Consider the following 24,589-nt stretch of genomic DNA (forward strand, 5'->3'; position numbering starts at 1 on the left):
GGCATATCAACATTTAAATCGATATAACCATATGGTTACTATGGCCTTCGATTCGCCAGGGGCTGTCAACCTGTGCGATGATCAGTTACTTATCGGCGTGAGGATGGGCCGCGTAAGCCCCCATGAAATGCCGCCGGGAGCCATGATGTCGGAAGTCAAGACCGCAAAGCGCAGCGCAAAGAGTGCAGACCTCGCGAATGCAGAGCAAACCTCCTCGCGCACAGCTTCGGAACGGCCACGTCTCAGGGATGCGGAACGCACCAGCAAGGCAATTTTGGCTGCCGCGACCAAGGAATTTGCCGAGCGCGGCTATGGTGGCGCCCGCGTCGATGCCATCGCCGAGCGCGCCAAGATCAACAAGCGGATGCTCTACCACTATTTCGGCGGCAAGGATGCGCTCTATGTCGCCGTTCTGGAAGGCAGCTACATTGCCATCCGTTCGGCGGAGGCGCGGCTCGACCTGTCGCATCGCTCGCCTGCGGACGGCATGCGCGAACTGGTCGTCTTCACCTGGCAGTATTTCCTGGATCACCCGGAGTTCCTGGGGATTCTCAGCACGGAAAACATGCACAAGGCGCGCTTCCTGAAGCGTTCGGCGCGCATTTTCGAGCTGCATTCGCCACTCGTGTCCGAGATCTCCGGCCTGCTCGGCCGTGGTGCTGCCGCGGGCGTCTTCCGGAAAGACTGCGACCCCGTCAAGATCTACATGAGCATTGCAGCGCTCGGCTCCTTCTTCCTGACGAACCGCTGGACGCTCTCGACGATCTTCCGTCGCAACCTCTCGGAAAAAGTCGAAATCGACGCCTGGGGCGAGCATATCGTCGAGGTTATCTTCGCCTATCTGCGCCCCTAGAACGCCCCGAGAAGACGAACTCAGCAACGATGGATGACTGCCGCAGCGGCCATTGACGATGGCCGTTGACAGCATGGCTTCGCCGTGTCAGTTATGTAACTATATAGTTATTTACGGGAGGAAGAACTCATGGCAACGAAGCCGATCGGCATTATCATGCACGGCATTACCGGCCGCATGGGCTACAACCAGCATCTGGTGCGCTCCATCCTGGGAATTCGCGAGGAAGGCGGTGTTCTGCTTTCGAACGGCGACCGGCTGATGCCGGAGCCGGTGCTCGTCGGCCGCAATGCCGAAAAGATCGAGGCGATTGCCCGCAAGCACGGTCTTTCCAAGACGACGACCGATCTCGATGCGGCTCTTGCCGATCCCAGCAATACGATCTTCTTCGATGCCGGTTCGACGCAGATGCGTGTCGAGCTTCTCGAAAAGGCGATCGCCGCCGGCAAGCATGTCTATTGCGAAAAGCCGATTTCCGAGACGCTCGAGGAAGCGCTGTCGGTGGCAGCCTCTGCCGAGCGGCGCGGCGTCAAGAACGGCGTCGTGCAGGATAAGCTCTTCCTGCCGGGCCTGCGCAAGATCGCCATGCTGCGCGACAGCGGCTTCTTCGGCAAGATCCTCTCGGTGCGCGGCGAGTTTGGCTACTGGGTGTTCGAAGGCGATTGGGGCGTCAAGGCGCAGCGTCCGTCGTGGAACTACCGCAAGGCCGATGGCGGCGGCATGATCCTCGATATGCTGCCGCACTGGCGCTATGTGCTCGACAACCTGTTCGGCGAGGTGAAGTCGGTGAGCTGCCTCGGCGCCACCCATATTCCAAGCCGCGTCGACGAGAACGGCAACACCTATGCCGCCGATGCCGACGATGCGGCCTATGCCACCTTTGAGCTCGAAGGCGGTATCATCGCCCATATCAATTCGTCCTGGGCGGTACGTGTCCGTCGCGACGATCTCGTCACCTTCCAGGTCGACGGCACGCATGGATCAGCCGTTTGCGGCCTGATGCGCTGCTGGACGCAGCATCGGGTCAACACGCCGAAGCCGGTCTGGAACCCGGATCAGCCGCAGCCGATCAATTTCTTCGACACCTGGGAAGAGGTGCCGGACACGCAGGCCTTCGACAATGGCTTCAAGGCGCAATGGGAGCAGTTCCTGTGCCATGTGGCCGAGGACGCGCCGTGGAAGTTCACGCTTCGCGAGGGCGCCAAGGGCGTGCAGCTGGCTGAGCTTGCGCAAAAGAGCTGGGCGGAGCGTCGCTGGGTCGACGTACCCTCCCTCTCGGCCCGCTAGGAGGCCGCGCTCATGACGAAAAGCCTTCGCATGCCGATGGCAGATGGCTCTATCGCCACCTTCACTCCCGCCAACGAGCCGCTGATCGCGCCTGTGAAGCCGGCGGGCGGTCATCACTTCAATCGTGTGGCCTATGCGGCCGCGCATGTCGTCGTCGACGCGCTGGCGGACAACGATCCCTGGCTCGACCGCAACATCGACTGGGAACGCACCATCGCTTTTCGCGAGTATCTCTGGGGTCTCGGCCTTGGCGTGGCCGAGGCGATGGATACCGCGCAACGCGGCATGGGGCTGGACTGGACCGGCGCAAAGGAACTGATTGCGCATGCGCAGTCGGCGGCGCGCGGCCGGCCGGATGCCGTGATCGCCTATGGCGCCGGAACCGATCACCTCCAGCCCGGTCCCGATGTGACGATCGATGACGTGATCCGCGCCTACGAGGAACAGATCGCCTATGTGGAAGGGCAGGGCGGCCGCATTATTCTGATGGCAAGCCGGGCGCTCGCCGCAGCCGCGAAGAGCTCTGACGACTATATCCGTGTCTACGACCGCATCCTCGGTCAGGTCAAAGAGCCTGTCATCATTCACTGGCTCGGCTCGATGTTCGATCCCGCCCTGGCAGGCTATTGGGGATCGGCCGATGACATGCAGGCCATGGAGACCGCGACCGCAATCATCAACCAGAATGCGGCCAAGGTCGATGGCGTGAAGATTTCGCTGCTCTCGGCGGAAAAGGAAATCGTCATGCGCCGGCGGCTCGATCCGTCGGTCAAGATGTATACAGGTGATGATTTCAACTATGCCGAACTGATCGCCGGGGATGAGCAGGGCTACTCGCACGCCTTGCTCGGCATCTTCGATGCTGTCGCGCCGGCTGCAAGCGCGGCGCTTGCAAAGCTTGCTCAGAACGACCTCGACGCCTTCCACGCGATCCTTGAGCCGACCGTGCCGCTATCGCGCCATATCTTCAAGGCGCCGACGCGCTTCTACAAGACCGGCGTCGTCTTCCTCGCCTATCTCAACGGCTTCCAGGACCATTTCCAGATGCTCGGCGGCCAGCAGAGCGCCCGCTCGATCCAGCACCTTTCCGAGCTGTTCCGGCTGGCGGATGCAGCGCGCGTGCTGCGTGATCCGGATCTGGCGGCCTATCGGATGAGGTCGATCCTTGCCACTGTTGGCATCGACTAGCAAACATGATCGGGGGAGGATCAGCGCAATGGCAGTAGAAGGTCTGTCCATCAATCTGGCGACGGTGCGCCACCAATATGACATGCGCCAGGCGGTCGAAGCCTGTCTGAAGCAGGATATCGTCGCGATCGCTCCCTGGCGCGATCAGGTGCACAAGATCGGGCTTTCGGAAGCCGCGCGCATCGTTGCCGACAATGAGCTGAAAGTAACCGGGCTTTGCCGCGGCGGCATGTTTCCCGCTGCGGACGCCGAGGGCCGGGCGGCGGCGATCGACGACAACAAGCGCGCGATCGATGAAGCGGCGGCGCTGAATGCCGATTGCCTCGTGCTCGTCGTCGGCGGCTTGCCTGTGGGGTCGAAGGATATCGCCCATGCCCGCGAGATGGTGGCCGACGGCATTGCCGCGATCCTGCCGCACGCCCGAAGTGCGGGAATTCCGCTGGCGATCGAGCCCCTGCACCCGATGTATGCCGGCGATCGCGCCTGCGTGAACACGCTGGAGCAGGCGCTCGACATCTGCGATCTGCTCGGCGACGGCATCGGTGTCGCTGTCGATGTCTACCATGTCTGGTGGGACCCGAAGCTCTATGAGCAGATCGCGCGCGCCGGTGCCGGCGGCCGCATCCTGGCGCATCATATATGCGACTGGCTCGTGCCGACCACGGACCTGCTGCTCGACCGAGGCATGATGGGGGATGGTGTTATCGACTTGAAGGGCATCCGCGCCGAGATCGAGAAGGCGGGCTTCTTCGGCCTGCAGGAAGTGGAGATCTTCTCGCAGGATAATTGGTGGAAGCGGCCGGGCGAGGAGGTTCTCTCCACCTGCATCGAGCGTTTCCGCGGCGTTTGCTGAGCCGCGGCACTTCTGGCAGCATCCCCCAATAAAAAACCGGGCCAACAAGTGGCCCGGCTCTTTTTCAAAGCGATGACGTAACGGCTTATTCGGCCGAAACGATCTTGCCGCCTTCCCACTTGTAGAGCGAGAAGCTCTGCGAGGTCAGGTCGCCGGTTTCGCCGTAGGTGACCTTGCCGATCGCGGTGTCGATCGGTTCGCCCTTCTTCAGCACGGTAGCAACAGCTTCGGCGTCATCTGCCTTGCCGGCCTTCTCGATGCCGGCCTTCAGTACCTGCACGGCAGCGTAAGCATTCAGCGTGAAGGCTTCAGCCGGGATGTTGCGTGCCTTGAGAGCGGCAACGGCGCTCTGCGAATCCGGGTTCTTCAGGGCGTCGGATGCGTTGGTGAAGAGCGTGCCGGCAGCCGAATCGTTGGCGATTGCCCAGTATTCAGTGTTGGAAAGACCATCGCCGCCGATGATCTGCGCCTTGACGGAGATGTCGTGCAGCTGACGGGCAAGCAGGCCCGCTTCCGGGTGGTAGCCGCCGAAGTAGATGACTTCGACGCCGGCCTGCTTCAGCTTTGCCGTCAGAGCGCTGTAGTCCTTTTCGCCCGGGGTCAGCGAGTCGTTGACGACCTCGGTGATGCCACCCTTGTTGACGGCCGCCTTGAAGGCGTCCGCCAGGCCCTTGCCGTAGGCGCCCTTGTCGTTGAGGATGGCGATCTTCTTGTCCTTGAAGTTCTTCACCACATATTCGCCGGCAACGACTGCCTGCTGGTCATCGCGGCCGCAGGTACGGAAGATGTTGGTCAAGCCGCGATTGGTCAGGTCCGGCGCCGTTGCGGTCGGCGTGACCATCAGGATGCCGTTTTCGGCAAGCGCGTCGGAAACCGGAATGGCCACGCCCGAGGTTACCGGGCCGACGACGAAGCGGATGCTGTCGCCGACAAAGCCGTTGGCGACGGATACGCCCTGCTTCGGATCGCCGGCGTCGTCGCCGAGCTTCAGAACGAGCTTCTGGCCGAGAACGCCGCCGCTCTTGTTGATTTCGTCGATGGCGGTCTGCGCGCCGTTCTTGACCTGCTCGCCATAGGCTGCGACCGGGCCGGTCAGCGGCGCGATGAGGCCGATAGTGATGTCCGCATGCGCGAGAGGTGCGAAGGCCAGCGAAGCGACGAAGGTCGCGGCCGTCAATGTCTTCAGACTCATTTTAGCTCTCCTTGGATAGGCGCGGCAGCGCCCTTTGAACCCGCCCGCAATCACCTGTCTCGACGCGCAAACTGCCGTGAGGCGTTCTTTTCAAGAAGACAGAGCTGATATCGAAGCCGATGATCGCCTTCGGACATTTTTTGATCTCGAAAGCGCTCATGAGGGTATTTTCTGTAGGAATATTGCGACGATTCCGCAAGAAAATAACCGTCGCGAAGACAATTTTGACGATTTTTTGAAAATTTTGTCGAGGGATGGTTGTTGTGTGCCCGCCGCCAAGGCCTGGTAATACGGCGGTAAGGCGAGGTGGACCGAAAAGTGGACGTTTCCATGCAACTGACCCACATAAGCCGTGGCGCCTCCCATGGCGTGATCCATGTCAAGGAGATGAATGTCGCGTGAATGAGGACGACGATTCGAAAGCCTATTTTGACCTCTGGCGGCTAATCCCCGATGGTGCTCCGATCGTGACGCATTCCAGCCGGCTTTTTCCCGTGCGCCGTGATGGCGCGCCAGCCATGCTGAAGATCGCGGTCTCGCCCGAGGAAAAAGGGGGCGCCGAACTCATGGTTTGGTGGAATGGCGACGGGGCCGCGCGCGTTCTCGAGCATAAGGATGACGCCATCCTGCTCGAACGGGCGACAGGCAGCCGCTCCCTTGCCGAGATGGCGAGGAATGGCCGGGATGACGAAGCAAGCGGCATCATCTGCAAGGCCGTTGCTCAGCTTCATGCCGCTCGTGGGGGCGCCTTGCCGCAATTGGTTCCCCTAACTCATCGGTTTCGTTCGCTCGAAGCTATGGCTCACTGCGAAGGCGGCACTTTTGTACTGTCCGCAGCCATGGCTCGCAAATTGCTGTCGGAACCCCGCGATGTCGTGCCTCTGCACGGCGATATTCATCACGGCAATATTCTGGACTTCGCAGAACGGGGTTGGCTCGTGATCGACCCGAAGGGCCTGCTTGGCGAACGCGGCTTCGACTACGCCAATTTGTTCTGCAACCCGGACCATGCCGTCGCCACATCCCCTGGCCGCCTTGTGCGTCAGGTCGATATTGTTGCGGAGGCGGCCCAGCTGAGCCGCTGGCGGCTGTTGCAGTGGATCGTTGCCTGGGCGGGCCTCTCGGCCGCGTGGTTGATCGAGGACGGTGTCGACGAGCACGTCGCGGCCGCAATTCAGGTGGCGGAGATCGCGGCGGCGGAGCTCGGCGGGGTCGGAGTTGCGTGAGGGTGAACAGACGGAGCGGCTTGGTGATCTCCCAAAGGCTGACCAATCTAACCGCTCAAAGCACTGTGCCAGGCTTGCCGATAGTGTCGCAATCCCGGCAAATCCGCGCGGATGGGTGCGTTTTCCCCGGCGGACGGTGGCCGAATTCCCGTCAGCAGGGCTGCGCCTTGGCTTGTTCCGGTCGACCCCGGCAAGGCAATGACGCTCTTGCCGGTTACAGCGGCCAGTGCCACGAGATAGGCTCGGTTGAGGGCAAACGGCCCCTCGACGAAGATCGGCCCCTTGGCGCCGATCAGGTCGAGGCAGGCTTCGGTCATCATGGCAAGGTAGAGGCTGACGGCAGCGAGCTGTTTGGCGGCATCCGTCTCTGCCTTGCCGACCCATCGCATTGTCCTGCCCGGAAATGGACCGGACCCTTCGGTCACGTTGGGCAGCAGCATGAGACCTTCCTCGATGACCGCCTCAAGAGCGGCCTCCACGGTGTCGGGTGATGCAGCGCCGATTTCGGCGACGAGAATCTCGAACTCGCGACCACCCATGAAACGGGCTGATGGCACAGCGCGGCCATAGGCATCGATATTGGCAAGCGTGTCGCGATCGGGGTCGAGATGGTTGAGATCGCCACCAACGCCGAAGCTGATCACCCAGGTTCCCGTCGAGACTACGGCAAAGGGGGCCTGGTTCTCCACCAGATGCGGCAGAAGCGAGGCGTTGGAATCGTGAATGCCGCAATAGACGGGCACAGCTCTTGCCAGACCGATTTCCGCGGCAAGCGGCGGCAAGACCGGCCCGAGTGCGTCGAAAGCCGAACGAACCGGCGCCATCAGCGTGCGGATGCCAAGCGTGTCGACCAGAGACGAGTAGCCTTGCGCGGTCGGGTTCCAGAGATCGGTGTGGCAGCCGAGCGACGTCACCTCGTTGGCGGCGATGCCAGTCAGGCGAAACGCCCAATATTGCGGATAGGTCAAGATCGTCGCGACGCGGGCGAACGCCGCCGGGAGGGTGCTTTGCTGATAGTGGATCTGTGCGCCGACATTCAGACCGCCCGACAGCTGCGGTGAAAAGGTCTCGGCAAAAGCCGGGCGCGATTGCCCATAGGCTTCCTGAACGGTCTGCGGATAGATGTGTTCGTAATCGAGAACCGGCAGCGCGAGATCGCCGCCGGCATCGAGCAGCACCGCCGAGGCGCCGTGCGTGGTAATCGATATCGCATCGAAGCCGGGCGCGATTGCAAAGCCCTTCAGCGCTTCGATGATGAAATGCCAGAGCCTTTCGATGTCGTAATGCGGGTAGGGTTCGGTCTTCAGGACGCTGTTGCTCGTCTTGACGACAGCGATCTCGCTGCCTGTGCCAGCATCGAGCACAACCACCTTGGCATTGGTCTTACCGATGTCGATCACGGCGATATGGCGGTAGGTTGCCCCGTTGCTCATGGCAGATGGAAGACCGTGACGAGATCGCTCTGGATGGGCGATTTGTCGGGATTGGTCTCCATGATATCGGCCATGTGCGTCCACCATTTCTTCATGACCGGATGGTCTGGCAGGCTCGCCATGGTGTGATCCTTCGGCCGCGTCAGCACGCCGAAAAGCGTGTTCGTCTCGCGGTCGAGATGGATGGAATAGTCGTTGGCGCCGGCCTCATGCAACAGGTCCACCAAGTCCGGCCAGATCTCGTCATGGCGTCTTTTGTATTCCGCCTCCATGCCGGGATTGAGCTTCATCTTGAAGGCGTGGCGTTCGAGGGCTGCGGTCATTTGGAATTCATGGTCCTGATGCGCCTGGCGACGATCGGCAGGGCGATGGTGATGATGAGGAGGAGGCCGATGAAGATCGACATGACGATGCCCGGAACGTTGAGCAGGCCAAGGCCGAAGGTGACGAGGCCCATGACGAAGGCGGCGATGACGACGCCGCCGATCGTGCCTGAACCGCCGAGGATCGACACGCCGCCGAGCACGACCATGGTAACAACTTCGAGTTCCCAGCCGAGCGCGATCGATGGGCGCGTCGAGCCGAGCCGCGAGGTCAGGCAGACGGCGGCAATGCCGCTCATCAGGCCTGTCAGGAGAAACAGGATGAATTTGACCCGCTCGACGGGAATACCGGAGAAGCGCGCTGCAAAATCATTGTTGCCGATGGTGTAGACCTGCCGGCCGAAATTCGTCGCATGCAGCAGGATCGCAAAGGCGATTGCCAGCACGATGAACAGCACGAATTCGAAGGAGAAGACCCAGAAGACATAGCCCTGGCCAAAGTAGGCAAAACTATCCGGATAGTTGCCGTAAGCCTGATCGCCAAGCACGATGTAGGAGATGCCACGAAAGAGGCTCATCGTGCCGATGGTGACGACGATGGACGGCAGCTTCATGCCGGATACGAGGAAGCCGTTGAACAGGCCGCAGAGCAGTCCGACCCCAAGTCCTATGGCGACAAGACCGACCGTATCGACGCCGACCTGCGCCGCAGCACCCATGGCAGTCGAGGCAAGCGCGATGATGGCGGCGACCGAAAGATCGATTTCACCAGAAATGACCAGCAGCGCCATGGCGAAGGCGATCATCGCCTTTTCGGTGAAATTGAAGGTGGCATCGGAGAGATTGAAGGGATCTAGGAAATAGGGCGAGGCCAGCGAATTGAAGATGAAGATCGCGACGGCAACGCCAAACAGCAGCGTCTCCCAGCTTGCGAGGATACGCTTGAACGGCGTTCCCAAACGGTCCGGAATGGTGCGTTTTTCCGTCGGTGTTTGCGAAACGGTGCTCATGCGCTTGCTCCATAGCTGGCTGTGTCCTTCGCCGCCTGATCCCTGAGGATGATGCGGCCGCGATTGCGCTCGCGCCGGGCGTTGAAGACGACGGCAAGGATGATGACGGTGCCTGAGATCGCCATCTGCGTGAACGGCGAAATGCCGATGACGGGGAGGGCGTTCTTGATGACGCCGAGGAACAGCGCCCCGAGTACCGCGCCGGCCACCGAGCCGACGCCGCCGGCAATCGAGATGCCGCCGATGACGCAGGCAGCCACGCTATCGAGTTCGAAACCATTGGCGATATCGACATAGGCGACCGCATAACGCGACACCCAGAGATAGCCGCAGAGGCCCGCTAGCGCGCCGGATAGAACAAAGGCGAGGAAGCGCGTCCAGCCGACGTCGACGCCGGCATAGACCGCAGCCACGGGATTGCCGCCGCTGGCATAGGTCGAGCGGCCGAACCGTGTGTAGCGCAGCACGAAATACATGATCAGGACGATAGCGATGCCGATCCAGGCGAGAACCGGCAGGCCAAGCAATGGCGTGCGCGGCACGCTGAGAAAGTTCGGCGTGAACTGATGCGCGTTGACCCAGGCGCCGCCCGACAGCACGAATGCCATGCCGCGATAGATGGTGAGCGTGCCGAGGGTGACGACGATCGGCGGGATTTCCAGCGCCCAGACGAGATAACCGTTGATAGCGCCGAGCACCGCGCCCATGACGATCGCCGTCAGGACAAGGACGATCAGCGGCAGATCGGGATAGGCGGCGTTCAGCATTGCGACTGCCATGCCGGTGAAGGCGAGATTGGCGGCAACGGAAAGATCGATCGACTTCGTCAGGATGACGGTCATCTGCGCCAGCGCGAGGATGATGAGGATCGACGTGTCGTTGAAGATATTGGCGAGATTGCCAGGCTCGGCGAAGCCGGCGGCGCGCGTCGCAAAGCCCGCGATCATCACGATGATGATGATGAAGAGCAGCGTTTCTCGTCTTTTGAGGATGCGTGGCATCCGGCTCTCCCTATGCATTTCCCGTGGCGGCACGCACCAGGGTTTCCGGTGTCAGCTCCTCGCGGTCGAAAAGACCAGCGGAGAGCCCCTCTTTCATGACAAGCACACGATCCGCCATGCCGATGATCTCCGGCAGCTCGGAGGAGATCATGATGATGCTGAGGCCTTCTGCCGCCAACTCGCTGATGAAGCCGTGGACGGCCGCCTTCGAGCCGATGTCGATGCCCTTTGTCGGCTCGTCGAGAATGATGATCTTCGGCTGTGTCGCCAGCCATTTGCCGATGACCACCTTCTGCTGATTGCCACCCGAAAGCGTGCCGACGGGCACGGAAAGTGCTGCGGCACGCAGATCGAGCCGCTCGGCATATTTGCGCGCCAAGGCGAATTCATTGGCCAATTTCAGGAAGCCCTTGCGCGAGGTGCGCCCAAGCGAAGGCAGCGACATGTTCTGATAGATCGGCATCGGCAGCGCCAGGCCATGACGGCCGCGCTCCTCCGGCACATAGACGATGCCGGCACGGATGGCATCCTGCGGCGAGCGGATCTGGATTTCCTCGCCGTTGAGTGTCAGCCGACCGGAAAGCGGCCTGGTGATGCCGAACAGGGACTGACAGAGTTCGGAGCGTCCGGCGCCGATCAGGCCGTAGACGCCAAGGATCTCGCCGCGGCGGAGCTGGAAGGAGATGTCGCGAAATTCCGTGCGGTGACAGTACTTGTCGACTTCGAGAACGGTTTCTCCGAGCGCTACCGCGACCTTGGGAAATGCGTTGCCGACATCGCGCCCGACCATCATGCGGACGATCTCGTCCTGCGGGGTTGCTTTCAGGTCGCCATGGCCGACATCACGGCCGTCGCGGAAGACTGCGAAATTGTCGGCGATCTCATAGAGCTCGTCGAACTTGTGGCTGATGAAGAGGATCGCTTTGCCCTTTGCCTTCAACCCCTCGACGATGCGGAAGAGATCGTCGATCTCCTTGCGCGAAAGGGCGGCGGTGGGCTCATCCATGATGACGATGCGGGCATCGATGGAAAGCGCGCGGGCGATCGCGACGAGATGGCGCTGAGCGATGGAAAGGTCCTTCAGCCGGGTGGCGGGATCGATGGCGCTTTCCAGCGATTCCAGCAGCTGCCTCGAGCGGCTGTTCATCGTCTTCCAGTCGATGGTGCGCCAGGATGTGCGCGGCGCATGCCCGAGGAAGATATTTTCTGCAACCGTCAGCTCGTCGAAGAGTACGGTCTCCTGATGGATGGCAGTAACGCCGGCATCGATGGCGGCTTGTGCATTGGCAAAGGTGGTCGGCTTGCCGTCGATGAGGATCTCGCCTTCGTTCGGGCGGTAGATGCCCGTGAGAATCTTGACCAGGGTCGATTTGCCGGCGCCGTTTTCGCCGATCAAGGCGGTGACCTTGCCGGGATAAAGGGAAATGCTGACGCCATCCAGCGCTTTCACGCCGGGGAAAATCTGGGAAATGCCGCGCATTTCCAGAATGGCCTGACTGTTTGCGGCTGGCGCGTCCGCCAGGGATCGTTGAAGGATTGTGGTCATCAGCAATGTACCGGATCAATGAAACCAGGTCCGGCGGCTGACGCCGCCGGAGAGCTGTGGATGCGATTTTCGATCAGAAAACCTTGGAGAACTGATCGATATTCGTGGCGTTGTAGACGAACGGATCGGCCATGGCGGCTTCGCCGTTTTCGCCAACCTTGATCTTGCCCATGCGGCCGGCATTGATCTCGCTGCCCGGCTTGCCGTCAGTCTCGCCCTTGACGAGGCGATAGGCGATTTGCGTAGCGGAATAGCCGAGATCGATCGGATTCCAGATCGCGAATTCCTTCGTCGCGCCCGACTTGATGGCGCCGGCCATTTCGGACGGCAGGCCAAGGCCGGTCACGTAGACCTTGCCGATCTTGCCGGCGTCCTTGACGGCCTGCGAAGCGGCGAGCACGCCGACGGTCGTCGGAGCGACGATGACCTTGACTTCCGGATGCGAAGTCAAGAGGCCCTGAGCTTCGCGATAGCTCTTGTCCGAGAGGTCGTCGCCATAGACTGTCGTGACCAGGTTGAGGCCCGGGAAGTCCTTCAGCTGCTTCTTCATCTCGCCGATCCAGATGTTCTGGTTGGTCGAGGTTGTCGTTGCCGACAGGATGGCGAAGTCGCCCTTGCCGCCGTCGAGATGATCCTTGGCGAGCGTCAGGCACATCTTGCCAATCAGCTCGTTTGACGAGGGGTTCAGCTGCAGGATGCGGCCCGCCTTTGCGACGCCGGAATCCCAGGAGATGACCTTGATACCGCGCTGCGTCGCCTTCTTCAGAGCCGGGACGACTGCATCGGGATCGTTGGCGGAAATCGCGATGGCATCGACGCCCTGTGCGATCAGCGAATTGATGACTTCGATCTGGCCTTCGGCCGTGGTCGAGGTCGGGCCGGTGTAGATCACCTGCACGCCGCCGAGATCCTTGGCCGCTTCCTGAGCGCCCTTGTTGGCCGCTTCGAAGAAGCCGTTGCCCAGCGACTTCACCACGAGGCCGATCTTGATGTCTTTCGCGCTGGCCGTACCGGCCATCAGTGTCGCGGCGAGCGCGACGCCGATCGCCAGTTTCTTTGCAATATTCATGTCTCTTCCTCCCAGGTTGATAGGCTATGCTCACCCCATCTGAGCCGCGTCCCTTATGCGACCGACGGGGAATCTTCCTCCTCGGCCTCAGCCGAAACATTTGCGATAATCAGCGACACGCCCGCCCCCTCGATCATCCGCACCGTGTCTGCCGAAATGCCGTCATCGGTGATGATCGTCGTCACCTGTTCGAGCGGGCACAGGATCAGGCTCGAACGCTGACGGAACTTGCTGGAATCGACCATCAGGATCAGTTCATCGGCCTGGCGCATCAATTTCTGCTCGCTCTGGATCAGCAGTCCGTCGGCTTCCATGATGCCGAGCGGGCCGACGCCCTGCGCGCCGAGGAACATGCGGCGCGCATAGAAATTGCGGGTCGTGTCGTTGTCGAAGGGCGAGAGGATCAGGCTCTGCTCGCGGTAGATCGCGCCGCCTGGAACCGTCACCGTATTTTTCGAGTGCTTGACCAGATGCTCGGCGATGGCGAAGGAGTTGGTCATCACCTGCAGCCGGAAGGCTGCGATGTAATGGACCAGCTGGAATGTCGTCGTGCCGCCGTTGATGATGATCGCATCACCCGGATTGCACAATTCGGCAGCCTTGCGCGCAATTGCGCGCTTTTTATTGATATTGACTGCTTCTGAGACGCGGAAAGGGCGGCCGACGAGATTGCCAAGCTGCGGCGGGTGGATGGATTCGGCGCCGCCACGGACGCGGCGGATCTTTCCCTGCACATGCAGGGCGGCGATATCACGGCGTATCGTCGCTTCCGAAGCCTCTGTCAGCTCGGAGATATCCTGAATCGTCACCACAGGTTTTTCCTGTACGGCGCTCAGAATAATGCGATGGCGTTCACGTTCGTGCATCGGCTCCTCCTTGTTGGGGGTTATTTCGTAAATATGACAAGGTGTCAATCATAAACGATCATAAACTTTCATATTGCATCGCAGCATTGTCGAATATGATCGTTTTCGATTGACAAAGTGACTGTGTGTGAGCGATATCCTGCTCACAAAGGGTGGCGCCATCATGTTTCGGTCCGCTCGCAAGACTTGATTTCAAGGGAGGATGACATGGCGGCTGACGTTCAGCTTCTGAAGAACCGTTGGGATGATGCATATGCTGATGGCCTCGATGAGCCGGGCAAACTGCTCTACCGGTCGAATCTGCTGGGTGCCGACAAGCGTATCACCAACTATGGTGGCGGCAATACATCGGCCAAGGTCATGGAGACAGACCCGCTGACTGGCGGGAAGGTCAAAATTCTCTGGGTAAAAGGCTCCGGCGGCGATGTCGGCACCATCAAGCTCGACGGGTTCGCCACGCTCTATCAGGATAAGCTCGACAGCCTGAAGTCCATCTATCAGGGCGTTGCCGACGAAGATCGCATGGTTGGCTTCCTGCCGCATTGCACGTTCAACTTGAATGCCCGCGCCGCCTCGATCGATACGCCGCTGCATGGCTTCGTGCCGTTCACCCATGTCGACCACATGCACCCCGATGCGATCATCGCCATCGCCGCCTCGAAGAATTCGCGCGAACTGACACGCGAAATTTTCGGCGAGGAGATCGGCTGGCTGCCATGGCGCCGTCCGGGCTTCCAGCTCGGCCTCGATCTTGAAGCCTTCGTCAAGGCACATCCGAATGCCAAGGGCGTCGTGCTGGAAAGCCACGGCCTGTTCACCTGGGACAATGACGCGAAGGCCTGCTACGAACTGACGCTCGCCATCATCAACAAGGCGATCGAATGGTTTGCCGCCAAGACCGAAGGCAAGACCATCTTCGGCGGCGCCGCCGTCCAAAGCCTGCCGCAGGCCGAACGGCGCGCGATCGCAGCCCGGCTGATGCCGGAGATCCGCGGCCGCATCGGCAAGGCGGAGCGCAAGCTTGGTGACTTCGACGATCAGGCTGCCGTGCTCGAATTCGTCAACTCCAAGAATTTGCGTCCGCTCGGCGCGCTTGGCACCAGCTGCCCGGATCATTTCCTGCGCACCAAGATCCGGCCATTGATCGTCGATTTCGATCCGGCCAAGCCTGATGTCGATGCTGTCATTGCCGGGCTCGACAAGGCGCTGGAAGACTACCGCGCCGACTACGCCCGCTATTACAACGACTGCAAGCACGACAATTCGCCCGCCATGCGCGATCCGAACCCGGTGATCTTCCTGGTGCCGGGCGTCGGCCTGCTGTCCTTTGCCCGTGACAAGGCGACAGCCCGCATCGCCGGCGAGTTCTATGTCAACGCCATCAACGTCATGCGCGGCGCATCCACGGTTTCCGAATATCAGGGGCTGCCCGAGCAGGAGGCTTTCGATATCGAATATTGGCTGCTGGAAGAGGCAAAGCTGCAGCGCATGCCGAAGCCGAAGAGCCTTGCCGGCAAGGTCGCCTTCGTCACCGGCGGCGCCGGCGGCATCGGCCGCGCCACGGCGGCGCGCCTGGTCGGCGAGGGTGCCTGCGTTGTGTTGGCCGATATCGATCAGGTCGCACTTGAGGGCACCCACGAGGATTTCATCAGGAAATTCGGCGCCGATGCGGTGCGCAGCGTCAAGCTCGACGTCACCAAGGAAGACGCAGTCATTTCCACCTTTGCCGAGGCCTGCGTCGAATTCGGCGGCATCGACATTCTGGTGTCCAACGCCGGCATCGCCTCGTCGGCGCCAATCGAAACCACCGAGCTTTCGATGTGGAATCGCAATGTCGACATTCTCGCGACCGGCTATTTCCTCGTCTCGCGCGAAGCCTTCCGGCTGTTCCGTCGCCAAAACCTCGGCGGCAACGTCGTCTTCGTCGCCTCGAAGAACGGCCTTGCCTCGTCGCCGAATGCTGCGGCCTATTGCACGGCCAAGGCAGCCGAGATTCATCTCGCGCGTTGCCTGGCGCTTGAGGGTGCCGATGCGGGCATTCGCGTCAACACGGTCAACCCGGATGCCGTCTTGCGCGGATCGAAGATCTGGAATGGCGAGTGGCGCGAACAACGAGCCGCCTCCTCGAAGATCGAGGTGGACGATCTGGAGGAGCATTACCGCAAGCGCTCGATGCTGAAGCTCAATGTCTTCCCCGAGGACATTGCCGAGGCGATCTACTTCCTGGCTTCGGATCTATCAGCCAAATCGACGGGCAATATCATCAATGTCGACGCCGGCAACGCGCAGAGCTTTACGCGGTAATGAATAGCTTCTCCTTCTCCCCCTCGGGGAGAAGGTGGCCCGAAGGGTCGGATGAGGGAGTGCGACAAATGAGGTCTTGCGCTCAAGATCTTCCTCGCTGCGCTCCTCGCCCCCTCATCTGCCCGTTGGGCATCTTCTCCCCACTGGGGAGAAGATGGAACGAGGCGATCGAAACGCCGTAACATTTCGAATGACGTATCTGGGAGGAAAGAATGGCCGAGTTTAGAATTGCGCCCGATCTGGTTGCTGCAGAAAACGACAAGCGCGCCGCCGCGCTGAAATCCGATTATGAGGCGCTCGGCGCCACGCTCGCTCGCCGCGGCGTCGATATCGAAGCCGTGACCAAGAAGGTTTCCGAATTCTTTGTCGCGGTCCCGTCCTGGGGTGTTGGCACGGGTGGCACGCGCTTTGCTCGCTTCCCTGGCACCGGCGAGCCGCGCGGCATTTTCGACAAGCTCGACGATTGCGCCGTCATTCAGCAGCTGACCCGCGCGACGCCCAACGTCTCGTTGCATATCCCCTGGGACAAGGCGGACCCGCGTGAACTCAAGGCGAAGGGCGAGGCGCTCGGCCTCGGCTTCGACGCGATGAACTCGAACACGTTCTCGGATGCACCCGGCCAGGCGCATTCCTACAAGTTCGGTTCGCTGAGCCATGTCGACGCGGCGACTCGCGCTCAGGCCGTCGAGCACAACATCGAATGCATCGAGATCGGCAGGGCGCTCGGCTCAAAGGCGCTGACGGTCTGGATCGGGGACGGCTCCAACTTCCCCGGCCAAAGCAATTTCACCAAGGCGTTCGAGCGCTATCTCACCGCCATGGCTGATATCTATAAGGCGCTCCCCGACGACTGGCGGCTGTTTTCCGAACATAAGATGTATGAGCCGGCTTTCTATTCGACGATCGTGCAGGATTGGGGCACCAACTACCTGATTGCGCAGACACTGGGGCCGAAGGCTCACTGCTTGGTCGATCTCGGCCATCACGCGCCGAACACCAATATCGAAATGATCGTCGCGCGCCTCATCCAGTTCGGCAAGCTTGGCGGCTTCCACTTCAACGATTCCAAATATGGCGACGATGATCTCGACGCGGGCGCCATCGAACCTTACCGCCTGTTCCTTGTCTTCAACGAGCTGGTCGATGCCGAACGGCGAGGGGTCAACGACTTCAATCCGGCGCATATGATCGACCAGTCGCACAATGTCACTGATCCGATCGAGAGCCTGATTTCCAGCGCCAACGAGATCCGCCGCGCCTATGTCCAGGCGCTCATCGTCGACCGCAAGGCATTGGCCGGCTATCAGGATGCCAATGACGCGCTGATGGCGTCGGAAACCCTGAAGCGCGCCTACCGCGCCGATGTCGAGCCGATCCTGGCAGAAGCACGCCGCCGCGCCGGCGGCGCCATCGATCCGGTTGCGACCTATAGGGCGAGCGGCTATCGCGCCAAAGTCGCTGCCGAACGCCCTGCATCTGTCGCCGGCGGCGGTGGGATCATCTGAGAACATCGGGTGCCGGCGGACAATCGCGTTGGCACCCGATGTCTAACTTTGCCGCCCGGGTTTCCGGAGTTCGGCCTCTCGCCAGACGGACCAGCGACGGCGCAGCTCGCCCGGCCGCAGGCCATGACCTTCGTCGAGCATGTCAGCCTCGAGAATTCGCTCCGTGCGGAAATGTCGAAAGCCTTGGCGTAGCTCACACCATGCCACCAGAATTCGGCTGGTGTCGGAATAGCCGAGGATAACGGGCCACACAGTCCGCGCGGTTTCCTCGCCCGCGTCGGAGCGATAGCAGAGCCGAAGTTTTCGCCCTTCGCGGACGGCTGCCCGCAGCATCGACAGGTCGATGCTCTCCTCCTCCGCTCCCGGAATGACGGGTCTGGCGCCGACGCTCGGTTCGAGGATGAGGGGGCGCAAGTGTGCGGGAACAATCGCGGTGATCTTGGCAACGACATCGCGCGCGGCGTTGGCGAGCGTCTTGTCGGCGCGACCCGCAACCCATTGCGCTCCAAGCACGACGGCCTCGATCTCCGCGGGGGTCAACATCAGCGGCGGCATTTCGTAGTCCGGCGAGAGAAGGTATCCAAAGCCCGCCTCGCCCTCGATCGGAACCCGTTGGCTCATCAGATCGGCGACATCGCGATACACCGTGCGCTTCGACACTTCGAGTTCATCCGCGAGCGCAGCGGCTGTTACCGGCCGGCTCGATCGCCGCAATATCTGTATGATCTGAAACAAGCGGTCGGCGCGGCGCATCTACTGACTCCTGCTGCCAGTATGGTGGCAGCAGCCTTATGCGACAAGAGCCTTCGAGCCGCCAACGATAGGGTTGGCGGGTATTTTGAAGGAGTATCCGATGAAACTGGCATCCACGCGTCTGATTGTTGCAGACATCAAGAAAATGGTCGGCTTCTATGAAATGGTCACGGGGCAATCGGCCGAGTGGCTGGCGCCGGTCTTTGCCGAGATCGTCACCCCCTCGGCGGCGCTCGCGATCGGAAGCGCCGAAACCGTCGCCCTGTTCAGCGAGGGCAGCGCCGAACCCTCAGCCAATCGCTCGCTCGTCATCGAATTCCAGGTCGATGATGTCGATGTCGAATTTGCCCGGTTGAAGGACAGGGTGGAGGTCGTGCATGAGCCTAAGCTGATGCCTTGGGGCAACCGTGCCATGCAGATCCGCGATCCGGAGGGAACGCTGATCAGCCTCTACACACCCGTCACGGACTTTGCGAAGCAGCGTTTTGCGGGGCGTTGACCGCTCAATATTCGTGAAAAGTCCCGATCGCGGCCCCAATTTGCTCAGCGGCCCGCCGATTTTTTGAAGTCGCTTGTAAACGAGACCTTTGAACGCCCGTGTCGCGCTCTCACGGGGGCTTGAATGACGGGCGGGTGATGTCGTTTGACTGACGGCATCGCCCGTTTCCAGGCGCTCTCCTATGACGCCGTCTGTATGGCTCACAGCCTAACCAACCAGAATAGCTGCATATTTGTCATGGTCGTCTGGCAGATTTGAAATCGACCTCCGGCTGGGTGGTTGGGGCGCCCGAAGCCGTGCCTTGTCGATTTGTGTCTGTCGGATGCGCACTTTCGAGTGGCTCGACAAAGGGAATTGAGTATTGTCGATTGCAACGGCTCGCCCGGATTTGGCGTTAGAGGCTAACTTCGAAGATTGAGCCTGTCGATAGGTGAGGAAACACGATGACGACTGACATTAACGGCTTTGCTGGACGCCTGAAGCGCCGCCAGAATGGTGGCATGATCTCCGGCTGGGTCGGCATACCCGACGCGATGCTCGTCAATCATATGGCCCAGGAAGATTTCGATACCATCGTCTTGGATATGCAGCATGGCATGTGGGACCTGACGTCGGCCGCCAACGGCATTGCCTATGCACGCCTGGCCGGAAAGCCGGCGATTGCCCGCATTCCCGTCGGTGATTTTGCCTCCGCCTCGCGGCTTCTCGATGCGGGTGCCTCCGCCATCATCGCGCCGATGATCAATTCCGCCGATGACGCCCGTGCTTTGGTGAAGGCGACGAAATATCCGCCGCTCGGCGAGCGCAGCTGGGGGCCTTCGCTTGCTCTCAATCATTTCGGCCTTCCTGCCGAAGACTATCTACAGACCGCCAATAGCCTGACCGTCACCATTGCCATGGTCGAAACTCGGACAGCTCTGGATGCGATCGACGAGATTCTCGCCGTTGACGGTATCGACGGTATTTTCGTCGGCCCGTCCGATCTTTCCATCGCGCTTTCGAACGGCGCCCGGCTCGCGCCCGACAGTGCCGCGATCGATCAGGCGCTTGCGACCGCGCTTGCTCGCTGCCGTGCCCATGGCAAGGTGATCTGCGCCTTCGGCGGCAATGGCGCCCGTGCCGGAGAATATCTGAAGCTCGGCCTCGATCTCGTCATCGCCGGTACGGAAACGGCGCAGCTCAGGGCAGGCGCGCGCACGGCTATTGAGGCTGCGCGCAAGATCGCTGAATCGTAATCAGTTCGTTTGAGATAGGGGCATGTCCGGAAGAAGCTCCGGGCATGCCGATGCGCCGTGTGTTGAACTCCGTCAGTTTACGAGCTTCACAAAGCAGGGATTATACATATTCCAGCCGCAGTTCTCACCGCGGGCTTTCGCCGGTGTGATTGCATTTTGTGTTGCGATCAGCGCCAGCGCGACGGCAATGACGGTCAATACGGTCTTGGTATACTTGTCCATGAATTTCCCCCATTGATGGAATAATCAACGGTACGCACCTTAAAATTGCCTTCCTGAATGCTGCCTGAATATTTGTGCTTAAGGTTGTAATTCTGATCCCGGATAACCGGTATCGGAGCGGAGGCCAAAACGTATCGATCGCTCTTGCTTTGACCGCAGCCAGTGCTTGCATCCTCGCCTGCCTGCGGGCATTCTCGCCTCGACATGGCGGAGCGGAATGATTTGTCGAAAGTGCAGGGATTGGCGGTAGGACGCGGCTTGCGACGCGACGCGGGTCAGCGCGTCACCTTGCGAACCGTGGCGGCAGCGCTCGGCCTTTCGGTCACAACAGTCAGCCGTGCTCTCAAGGAAGGCCCCGAAGTCAACCGGGAGACGATCGAACTGGTTAAGCGCGTTGCGGGTGAGCTCGGTTATCGCCCCAATCTCGGCGGCATCAACCTTCGCACCGGCAAGACCCACGCCATCGGCATCGTGCTGCCGTTCGGGCGCGAGGGCGAGATGAACATCGTCGTCGCCTCGCTGATCGAAGGCGCGTCGCGCTACATGAAAGCGCGGGGATACCGGACCACGATCGTTCCGCAGCTGCAGGCCGACGATCCGCTCGCGACGGTGCGCGATATCGTCGAGGAGGGATCGGTCGACGGCATCGTCATCACCCATACGACCCCGCAGGACGACCGTGTCAAATATCTGCTCGAGGTCGGCATGCCCTTCGTCACCTTCGGGCGGACCGAGCTTTTGAGCGTTCATCCGAGCATCGATCTCGATCATGAAGTGATCGGCGCGGAAGCGGCACGCCTGCTTCTGGATTCCGGGCACAATATGCCGTTATTGATCGCGCCCAGCCAACAATTCACCTATAGCCTGCAGTTCGTTCGCGGCTGGCGCAGGACTTTTGCCGAACGCCATCTGGGTGCTCCGGATAGTCTCATCCATTTTACCGGGGTAACGCCGGACAATGGGCGCGCGATGGCCAAACGTCTCGCGACTTCGCATCCGGAGGCGACAGCCGCTTTCGTGGCCAGTGAGGAAGCGGCTCTCGGCTTCCTTGCGGGCCTGCGCGATGCCGGGCGGCAGGCCGGCAAGGATTTCGCCCTGATTACCTATGGCGGCACGGCACTGCCCGATTTCTTCAATCCGCCTCTCAGCACGTTTTATTACTCGAATCATGCCATAGGCGAGCGCCTGGCCGCCTTCCTGCATCGGGCGATCGCCGGCGAAGATCCAGCCGATCTGCACGAAGTCGTCCGCGCCGAATTCGTGGATCACCAAAGCCAGCTGCGTCGCGCTTGAGAGATGTCGCAGTTGGGAGCTGAGCGGACACGCGAATGCCATGCCGTGAATAGGCGAGCACAGCGGAAGATGGATGAGGTGGCGCTACTCGATCCAAGCGTTGAAAACAGCTGTTCGATATCGATTTGATATTCTGAAACTGTCGCAGGTTCTACGCCGCTACCGTCTCGGAATTCGATGGTTATGGTATCTCCTCATGAGCGTCTGGAAATTCCGATGCGGTTCGTCCTTCCCGTTTGTTTGCACCAGGAAAAAGCGCTGCAAAACCCAAACCAAAAGCGAAGTAGCTCAAAACGGCTCAAGTCACACAGATGGCGAAAAGCTGAAGTTAAAATATTGCTCGACCGGCTCCCGGCGCGCGATCTTCCCGTAACAGCCGCCTTAATCGGTTTATTCGGCGAGTTGGTGCGGAATGAACCGCTTTGGTGAGCTGTCATACCCAAAACTCCGCAGTTCGCGGTCATTGATTTCTCGAAAATGCTATGTATTTCGACTGGATAACAAAAGGAATTCCGTTAGGTTTCTTAGATATTGGTCGCTTGCATGGCCGCTCCAGGGGCGAGATTGTTCGCCGGGGTCGATATTTACAACCGATCGGTGATGCCGAAAGGCTTGCCCGATCCAGAAAGTCCGTATGCGCCGCGCGGCGCTACGCAAAAGGGAGAATAATATGGCTGACGAAAAGATGTTGTCGCAGATGTCGGGCAAGGGTGGCTTTATCGCTGCTCTAGATCAGAGCGGAGGCTCGACACCGGGCGCCCTGCGTCTCTATGGGATCGCTGATTCCGATTATAGCGGCGAAGAGGAAATGTTCCGTCTGATGCACGAAATGCGGGTGCGCATCATGACGGCGGCCTCCTTTTCCGGCGATAAGGTGATCGGCGCCATCCTATTCGAGCGAACCATGGACGGCGAGGCGAAGGGCAAGCCGGTTCCTTCCTATCTCTGGCAGGACCGTGGCGTTGTTCCCTTCCTCAAGGTCGACAAGGGCCTAGCCGCCGAGGAGAACGGTGTGCAGGTGATGAAGCCGATGCCGGATCTCGACGCCCTGCTCGCCCGTGCGGTGAAGAAGGGCATCTTCGGAACCAAGATGCGCTCCGTGATCGCAAACGCTGACAAGGCCGGCATTGCCGCAGTGGTGAAGCAGCAGTTCGAAGTGGGCCAGCAGATCCTCGGTCATGGGCTCGTGCCGATCATCGAGCCGGAAGTTTCGATCAAGAGCCCGACCAAGCAGGAGGCCGAAGCCATCCTGCGCGACGAGATCGCGCAGAGGCTCGATGCCGTGCCGGCAGGTGAAAAAGTGATGCTCAAGCTCACGATCCCAACGGTTCCGGATTTCTACAAGCCCCTCGTCGATCACAAGGCAGTGGCCCGTGTCGTCGCGCTGTCCGGCGGCTATAGCCGTGCGGATGCCTGCGAAAAGCTCAGTCATAACCACGGGATGATCGCCAGCTTCTCGCGCGCTCTAACCGAGGACCTGCGTGTGTCGATGAGCGACGCCGAATTCGACACCAGCCTCGCAAAGACCATCGACGAGATCTACAAGGCGAGCGTCACGAAAGCCTGACCTGATCAAGACGCCGGGTCTAAACTGACCCGGCGTCAATCGATCGCTGATAAAGCCCGACGCCGCGATCGCTGGCGATGTTGCGCGACCGGTTGCCGGGGCTTGCATTGAAGCGGCCGACGCTACGGATGGTTTGCCGCCTTGCCTGTTGCAAGAAAGGTTCTTGCCCAGGCTTCGTCGTAACTCACCCCATACATGCTGCGGATCACAATGTGAGCCGATCTCCGCAAAGAATTCGTAACGTTACGAATTTTGCCGTTTGAGCTATAACCGACACAAAATCCCAGATTGAAAGAGATTGACAGCGCCGCTGTTTTCCATAATCGTAACGTTACGAATTGCCGAAATCGAGCGGGAGGCTCGTCGGCAGTGCCCACCATACAGGCGCGGAATCCCTGTCGCGGGCAGGTCCGCATTCTACGGGAGGACGACGTGAGCAGCGGCTCGCTTTTTTTCGGATCGCCAATTTGGACCTTCAATTGGAACCCGCCCTATCAGGCGCCGCTGCGACGGCTCGCGCGCACCGGCTGCAAGGGTTTCGAGCTCACCGCATGGTCGGTGGATATGCTCAGCTACTACGCGCCCGAAACCATTCGCGAGTTGAAGCAGATCGCTGACGGCGAGGGGTTGGTGCTCACCAACTTCTTCTTCAATCTGCCGTTCAGCCGTGCCGCGAATGCCGCCGTGTCGACGGTCGATCTCGAGGGCTACAAGCGGGGAATGGATGTTGCCGCGGCAATCGGCACGCCCATCGTCACCAGCATGACGCCCTATCCGTTTCAGTCCGACGTCAAGCCGATCCTGCAGCGGCCGATCTCGCAGGAGTGGGGCGCGGCAGTCGAACCGCAGTGGGATTGGACGGACGAATACGATGCCGTGGTCGACGGCTTCGCGAGGGCTTGCGAGATAGCGGCCTCCGCCAACCTTCGCGTCGCGATCGAGCCGCATCCCTATCGCTGGGTCAGTTCCGGCCAGGGCATGCTGCGGCTGATCGAACGCACCGGCGCTGCCAACTTGGGCTTGAACTTCGATCCGAGCCACCTCTTTCCGGCCGGCGACATGCCGCATTATGTCGTTCTGGCGCTCGGAGATCGCATTTTCAACACGCATTTTTCCGACAATGAGGGCCATACCAATGCCCATTGGCGGCCGGGGCGCGGCAAGATCGACTGGAAGGCGATTTTCGCGGCACTCAAGGCCATCGGCTATTCCGGCCCGATCACGCTGGAGTTGGAAGATGCGCCCGGCGCATCGCATTGGACCCATTTCCGCGAGGCGACACCGGAATTCGACGACGAGATGCGGCGCGGCATGAGCTATCTGCGCGCCGCTGCCGCCGAGCTCGATATCACCATTTCCTAAGA

22 protein-coding genes are annotated in these 24,589 nt (G+C 60.6%); 12 read left to right on the forward strand and 10 right to left on the reverse strand.

The genetic code is table 11. The features are described 5' to 3' along the window. The first annotated feature begins 145 nt into the window (after positions 1 to 145). The 4 genes from ACIQWP_RS03095 to ACIQWP_RS03110 all read left to right on the forward strand — a co-directional run bounded on the left by ACIQWP_RS03095 (position 146) and on the right by ACIQWP_RS03110 (position 4,181). On the forward strand, positions 146 to 853 hold the full coding sequence (locus tag ACIQWP_RS03095; protein WP_402782157.1) for a TetR/AcrR family transcriptional regulator: 708 nt from the start codon (positions 146 to 148) through the stop codon (positions 851 to 853). Between the two features lie 129 nt (positions 854 to 982). Continuing rightward, positions 983 to 2,140 carry a Gfo/Idh/MocA family protein gene (locus tag ACIQWP_RS03100; RefSeq protein ID WP_402782160.1) on the forward strand — a complete coding sequence of 386 codons (1,158 nt, stop codon included), beginning with the start codon at positions 983 to 985 and terminating at the stop codon, positions 2,138 to 2,140. Between the two features lie 12 nt (positions 2,141 to 2,152). After that, positions 2,153 to 3,328: a dihydrodipicolinate synthase family protein gene (locus tag ACIQWP_RS03105; RefSeq protein ID WP_402782163.1), complete on the forward strand. Its 1,176-nt coding sequence runs from the start codon at positions 2,153 to 2,155 to the stop codon at positions 3,326 to 3,328. A gap of 28 nt (positions 3,329 to 3,356) precedes the next feature. Then, the gene (locus ACIQWP_RS03110; protein WP_402782166.1) at positions 3,357 to 4,181 is read left to right on the forward strand and encodes a sugar phosphate isomerase/epimerase family protein; all 825 of its coding nucleotides are present in this window, start codon (positions 3,357 to 3,359) and stop codon (positions 4,179 to 4,181) included. An 85-nt stretch (positions 4,182 to 4,266) separates the two neighbouring features. Here the strand turns inward: ACIQWP_RS03110 and ACIQWP_RS03115 are convergent, their stop codons facing one another. After that, positions 4,267 to 5,373: a branched-chain amino acid ABC transporter substrate-binding protein gene (locus tag ACIQWP_RS03115; RefSeq protein WP_402782169.1), complete on the reverse strand. Its 1,107-nt coding sequence runs from the start codon at positions 5,371 to 5,373 to the stop codon at positions 4,267 to 4,269. Between the two features lie 398 nt (positions 5,374 to 5,771). On the opposite strand from ACIQWP_RS03115, the gene ACIQWP_RS03120 reads away from it, so the two are divergent. After that, positions 5,772 to 6,599, forward strand: a complete 828-nt coding sequence (locus ACIQWP_RS03120) for an aminoglycoside phosphotransferase family protein (RefSeq protein WP_402782172.1) — start codon at positions 5,772 to 5,774, stop codon at positions 6,597 to 6,599. A gap of 47 nt (positions 6,600 to 6,646) precedes the next feature. Here ACIQWP_RS03120 and ACIQWP_RS03125 read toward each other — a convergent pair whose 3' ends face one another. The 7 genes from ACIQWP_RS03125 to ACIQWP_RS03155 all read right to left on the reverse strand — a co-directional run bounded on the left by ACIQWP_RS03125 (position 6,647) and on the right by ACIQWP_RS03155 (position 13,847). Beyond that, positions 6,647 to 8,032, reverse strand: a complete 1,386-nt coding sequence (locus tag ACIQWP_RS03125; protein WP_402782175.1) for an FGGY-family carbohydrate kinase — start codon at positions 8,030 to 8,032, stop codon at positions 6,647 to 6,649. Then, positions 8,029 to 8,355 carry an L-rhamnose mutarotase gene (rhaM, locus tag ACIQWP_RS03130; protein ID WP_402782178.1) on the reverse strand — a complete coding sequence of 109 codons (327 nt, stop codon included), beginning with the start codon at positions 8,353 to 8,355 and terminating at the stop codon, positions 8,029 to 8,031. Before rhaM ends, ACIQWP_RS03125 begins: the two co-directional genes overlap by 4 nt. Continuing rightward, complete coding sequence (locus tag ACIQWP_RS03135) at positions 8,352 to 9,365, reverse strand: ABC transporter permease (RefSeq protein WP_402782181.1); 1,014 nt, start codon at positions 9,363 to 9,365, stop codon at positions 8,352 to 8,354. The genes rhaM and ACIQWP_RS03135 overlap by 4 nt, the downstream gene beginning before the upstream one ends. Then, positions 9,362 to 10,366: an ABC transporter permease gene (locus tag ACIQWP_RS03140; protein ID WP_402782184.1), complete on the reverse strand. Its 1,005-nt coding sequence runs from the start codon at positions 10,364 to 10,366 to the stop codon at positions 9,362 to 9,364. Before ACIQWP_RS03140 ends, ACIQWP_RS03135 begins: the two co-directional genes overlap by 4 nt. Positions 10,367 to 10,376: 10 nt before the next feature. Beyond that, positions 10,377 to 11,912 carry a sugar ABC transporter ATP-binding protein gene (locus ACIQWP_RS03145; RefSeq protein WP_402782187.1) on the reverse strand — a complete coding sequence of 512 codons (1,536 nt, stop codon included), beginning with the start codon at positions 11,910 to 11,912 and terminating at the stop codon, positions 10,377 to 10,379. A gap of 73 nt (positions 11,913 to 11,985) precedes the next feature. Further along, entirely contained in the window at positions 11,986 to 12,981 is a 996-nt protein-coding gene (rhaS, locus tag ACIQWP_RS03150) for a rhamnose ABC transporter substrate-binding protein (RefSeq protein WP_068393885.1), read from the reverse strand. A gap of 53 nt (positions 12,982 to 13,034) precedes the next feature. Continuing rightward, positions 13,035 to 13,847 carry a DeoR/GlpR family DNA-binding transcription regulator gene (locus ACIQWP_RS03155; RefSeq protein ID WP_402782194.1) on the reverse strand — a complete coding sequence of 271 codons (813 nt, stop codon included), beginning with the start codon at positions 13,845 to 13,847 and terminating at the stop codon, positions 13,035 to 13,037. 207 nt (positions 13,848 to 14,054) lie between these two features. Between ACIQWP_RS03155 and ACIQWP_RS03160 the strand changes: the two genes are divergently transcribed. Both ACIQWP_RS03160 and rhaI read left to right on the forward strand, forming a co-directional pair. Continuing rightward, on the forward strand, positions 14,055 to 16,151 hold the full coding sequence (locus ACIQWP_RS03160; RefSeq protein WP_402782196.1) for a bifunctional rhamnulose-1-phosphate aldolase/short-chain dehydrogenase: 2,097 nt from the start codon (positions 14,055 to 14,057) through the stop codon (positions 16,149 to 16,151). A 212-nt stretch (positions 16,152 to 16,363) separates the two neighbouring features. Beyond that, complete coding sequence (gene rhaI, locus ACIQWP_RS03165) at positions 16,364 to 17,656, forward strand: L-rhamnose catabolism isomerase (protein WP_402782199.1); 1,293 nt, start codon at positions 16,364 to 16,366, stop codon at positions 17,654 to 17,656. Between the two features lie 42 nt (positions 17,657 to 17,698). Here the strand turns inward: rhaI and ACIQWP_RS03170 are convergent, their stop codons facing one another. After that, complete coding sequence (locus ACIQWP_RS03170; RefSeq protein WP_402782201.1) at positions 17,699 to 18,409, reverse strand: helix-turn-helix transcriptional regulator; 711 nt, start codon at positions 18,407 to 18,409, stop codon at positions 17,699 to 17,701. Between the two features lie 100 nt (positions 18,410 to 18,509). Between ACIQWP_RS03170 and ACIQWP_RS03175 the strand changes: the two genes are divergently transcribed. Further along, the gene (locus ACIQWP_RS03175; RefSeq protein WP_402782204.1) at positions 18,510 to 18,908 is read left to right on the forward strand and encodes a VOC family protein; all 399 of its coding nucleotides are present in this window, start codon (positions 18,510 to 18,512) and stop codon (positions 18,906 to 18,908) included. Positions 18,909 to 19,351: 443 nt separating this feature from the next. Next, positions 19,352 to 20,143, forward strand: a complete 792-nt coding sequence (locus tag ACIQWP_RS03180; RefSeq protein ID WP_402782207.1) for an HpcH/HpaI aldolase/citrate lyase family protein — start codon at positions 19,352 to 19,354, stop codon at positions 20,141 to 20,143. 72 nt (positions 20,144 to 20,215) lie between these two features. On the opposite strand, the gene ACIQWP_RS03185 is transcribed toward ACIQWP_RS03180, so the two are convergent. Beyond that, on the reverse strand, positions 20,216 to 20,365 hold the full coding sequence (locus ACIQWP_RS03185; protein WP_402782210.1) for a hypothetical protein: 150 nt from the start codon (positions 20,363 to 20,365) through the stop codon (positions 20,216 to 20,218). A 258-nt stretch (positions 20,366 to 20,623) separates the two neighbouring features. Here ACIQWP_RS03185 and ACIQWP_RS03190 point away from each other — a divergent pair, with 258 nt between their 5' ends. The 3 genes from ACIQWP_RS03190 to ACIQWP_RS03200 all read left to right on the forward strand — a co-directional run bounded on the left by ACIQWP_RS03190 (position 20,624) and on the right by ACIQWP_RS03200 (position 24,587). Further along, positions 20,624 to 21,658, forward strand: a complete 1,035-nt coding sequence (locus tag ACIQWP_RS03190) for a LacI family transcriptional regulator (protein WP_402782213.1) — start codon at positions 20,624 to 20,626, stop codon at positions 21,656 to 21,658. Between the two features lie 670 nt (positions 21,659 to 22,328). After that, entirely contained in the window at positions 22,329 to 23,225 is an 897-nt protein-coding gene (locus ACIQWP_RS03195; protein ID WP_402782216.1) for a fructose bisphosphate aldolase, read from the forward strand. A gap of 432 nt (positions 23,226 to 23,657) precedes the next feature. Continuing rightward, positions 23,658 to 24,587, forward strand: coding sequence for a sugar phosphate isomerase/epimerase family protein (locus tag ACIQWP_RS03200; RefSeq protein WP_402782219.1), 930 nt, complete (start codon positions 23,658 to 23,660; stop codon positions 24,585 to 24,587). The last annotated feature ends 2 nt before the right edge of the window (positions 24,588 to 24,589 follow it).

The organism is Rhizobium sp. NPDC090279 (assembly GCF_044769665.1).
Classification (GTDB): Bacteria; Pseudomonadota; Alphaproteobacteria; order Rhizobiales; family Rhizobiaceae; genus Rhizobium.

Bases quoted from the DNA above. Each gene is read 5' to 3' on its own strand.
- ACIQWP_RS03095 (WP_402782157.1), top strand. From the start codon at position 146: ATGTCGGAAGTCAAGACCGCAAAGCGCAGCGCAAAGAGTGCAGACCTC.
- ACIQWP_RS03100 (WP_402782160.1), top strand. From the start codon at position 983: ATGGCAACGAAGCCGATCGGCATTATCATGCACGGCATTACCGGCCGC.
- ACIQWP_RS03105 (WP_402782163.1), top strand. From the start codon at position 2,153: ATGACGAAAAGCCTTCGCATGCCGATGGCAGATGGCTCTATCGCCACC.
- ACIQWP_RS03110 (WP_402782166.1), top strand. From the start codon at position 3,357: ATGGCAGTAGAAGGTCTGTCCATCAATCTGGCGACGGTGCGCCACCAA.
- ACIQWP_RS03115 (WP_402782169.1), bottom strand. From the start codon at position 5,373: ATGAGTCTGAAGACATTGACGGCCGCGACCTTCGTCGCTTCGCTGGCC.
- ACIQWP_RS03125 (WP_402782175.1), bottom strand. From the start codon at position 8,032: ATGAGCAACGGGGCAACCTACCGCCATATCGCCGTGATCGACATCGGT.
- rhaM (WP_402782178.1), bottom strand. From the start codon at position 8,355: ATGACCGCAGCCCTCGAACGCCACGCCTTCAAGATGAAGCTCAATCCC.
- ACIQWP_RS03135 (WP_402782181.1), bottom strand. From the start codon at position 9,365: ATGAGCACCGTTTCGCAAACACCGACGGAAAAACGCACCATTCCGGAC.
- ACIQWP_RS03140 (WP_402782184.1), bottom strand. From the start codon at position 10,366: ATGCCACGCATCCTCAAAAGACGAGAAACGCTGCTCTTCATCATCATC.
- ACIQWP_RS03145 (WP_402782187.1), bottom strand. From the start codon at position 11,912: ATGACCACAATCCTTCAACGATCCCTGGCGGACGCGCCAGCCGCAAAC.
- rhaS (WP_068393885.1), bottom strand. From the start codon at position 12,981: ATGAATATTGCAAAGAAACTGGCGATCGGCGTCGCGCTCGCCGCGACA.
- ACIQWP_RS03155 (WP_402782194.1), bottom strand. From the start codon at position 13,847: ATGCACGAACGTGAACGCCATCGCATTATTCTGAGCGCCGTACAGGAA.
- ACIQWP_RS03160 (WP_402782196.1), top strand. From the start codon at position 14,055: ATGGCGGCTGACGTTCAGCTTCTGAAGAACCGTTGGGATGATGCATAT.
- rhaI (WP_402782199.1), top strand. From the start codon at position 16,364: ATGGCCGAGTTTAGAATTGCGCCCGATCTGGTTGCTGCAGAAAACGAC.
- ACIQWP_RS03170 (WP_402782201.1), bottom strand. From the start codon at position 18,409: ATGCGCCGCGCCGACCGCTTGTTTCAGATCATACAGATATTGCGGCGA.
- ACIQWP_RS03175 (WP_402782204.1), top strand. From the start codon at position 18,510: ATGAAACTGGCATCCACGCGTCTGATTGTTGCAGACATCAAGAAAATG.
- ACIQWP_RS03180 (WP_402782207.1), top strand. From the start codon at position 19,352: ATGACGACTGACATTAACGGCTTTGCTGGACGCCTGAAGCGCCGCCAG.
- ACIQWP_RS03185 (WP_402782210.1), bottom strand. From the start codon at position 20,365: ATGGACAAGTATACCAAGACCGTATTGACCGTCATTGCCGTCGCGCTG.
- ACIQWP_RS03195 (WP_402782216.1), top strand. From the start codon at position 22,329: ATGGCTGACGAAAAGATGTTGTCGCAGATGTCGGGCAAGGGTGGCTTT.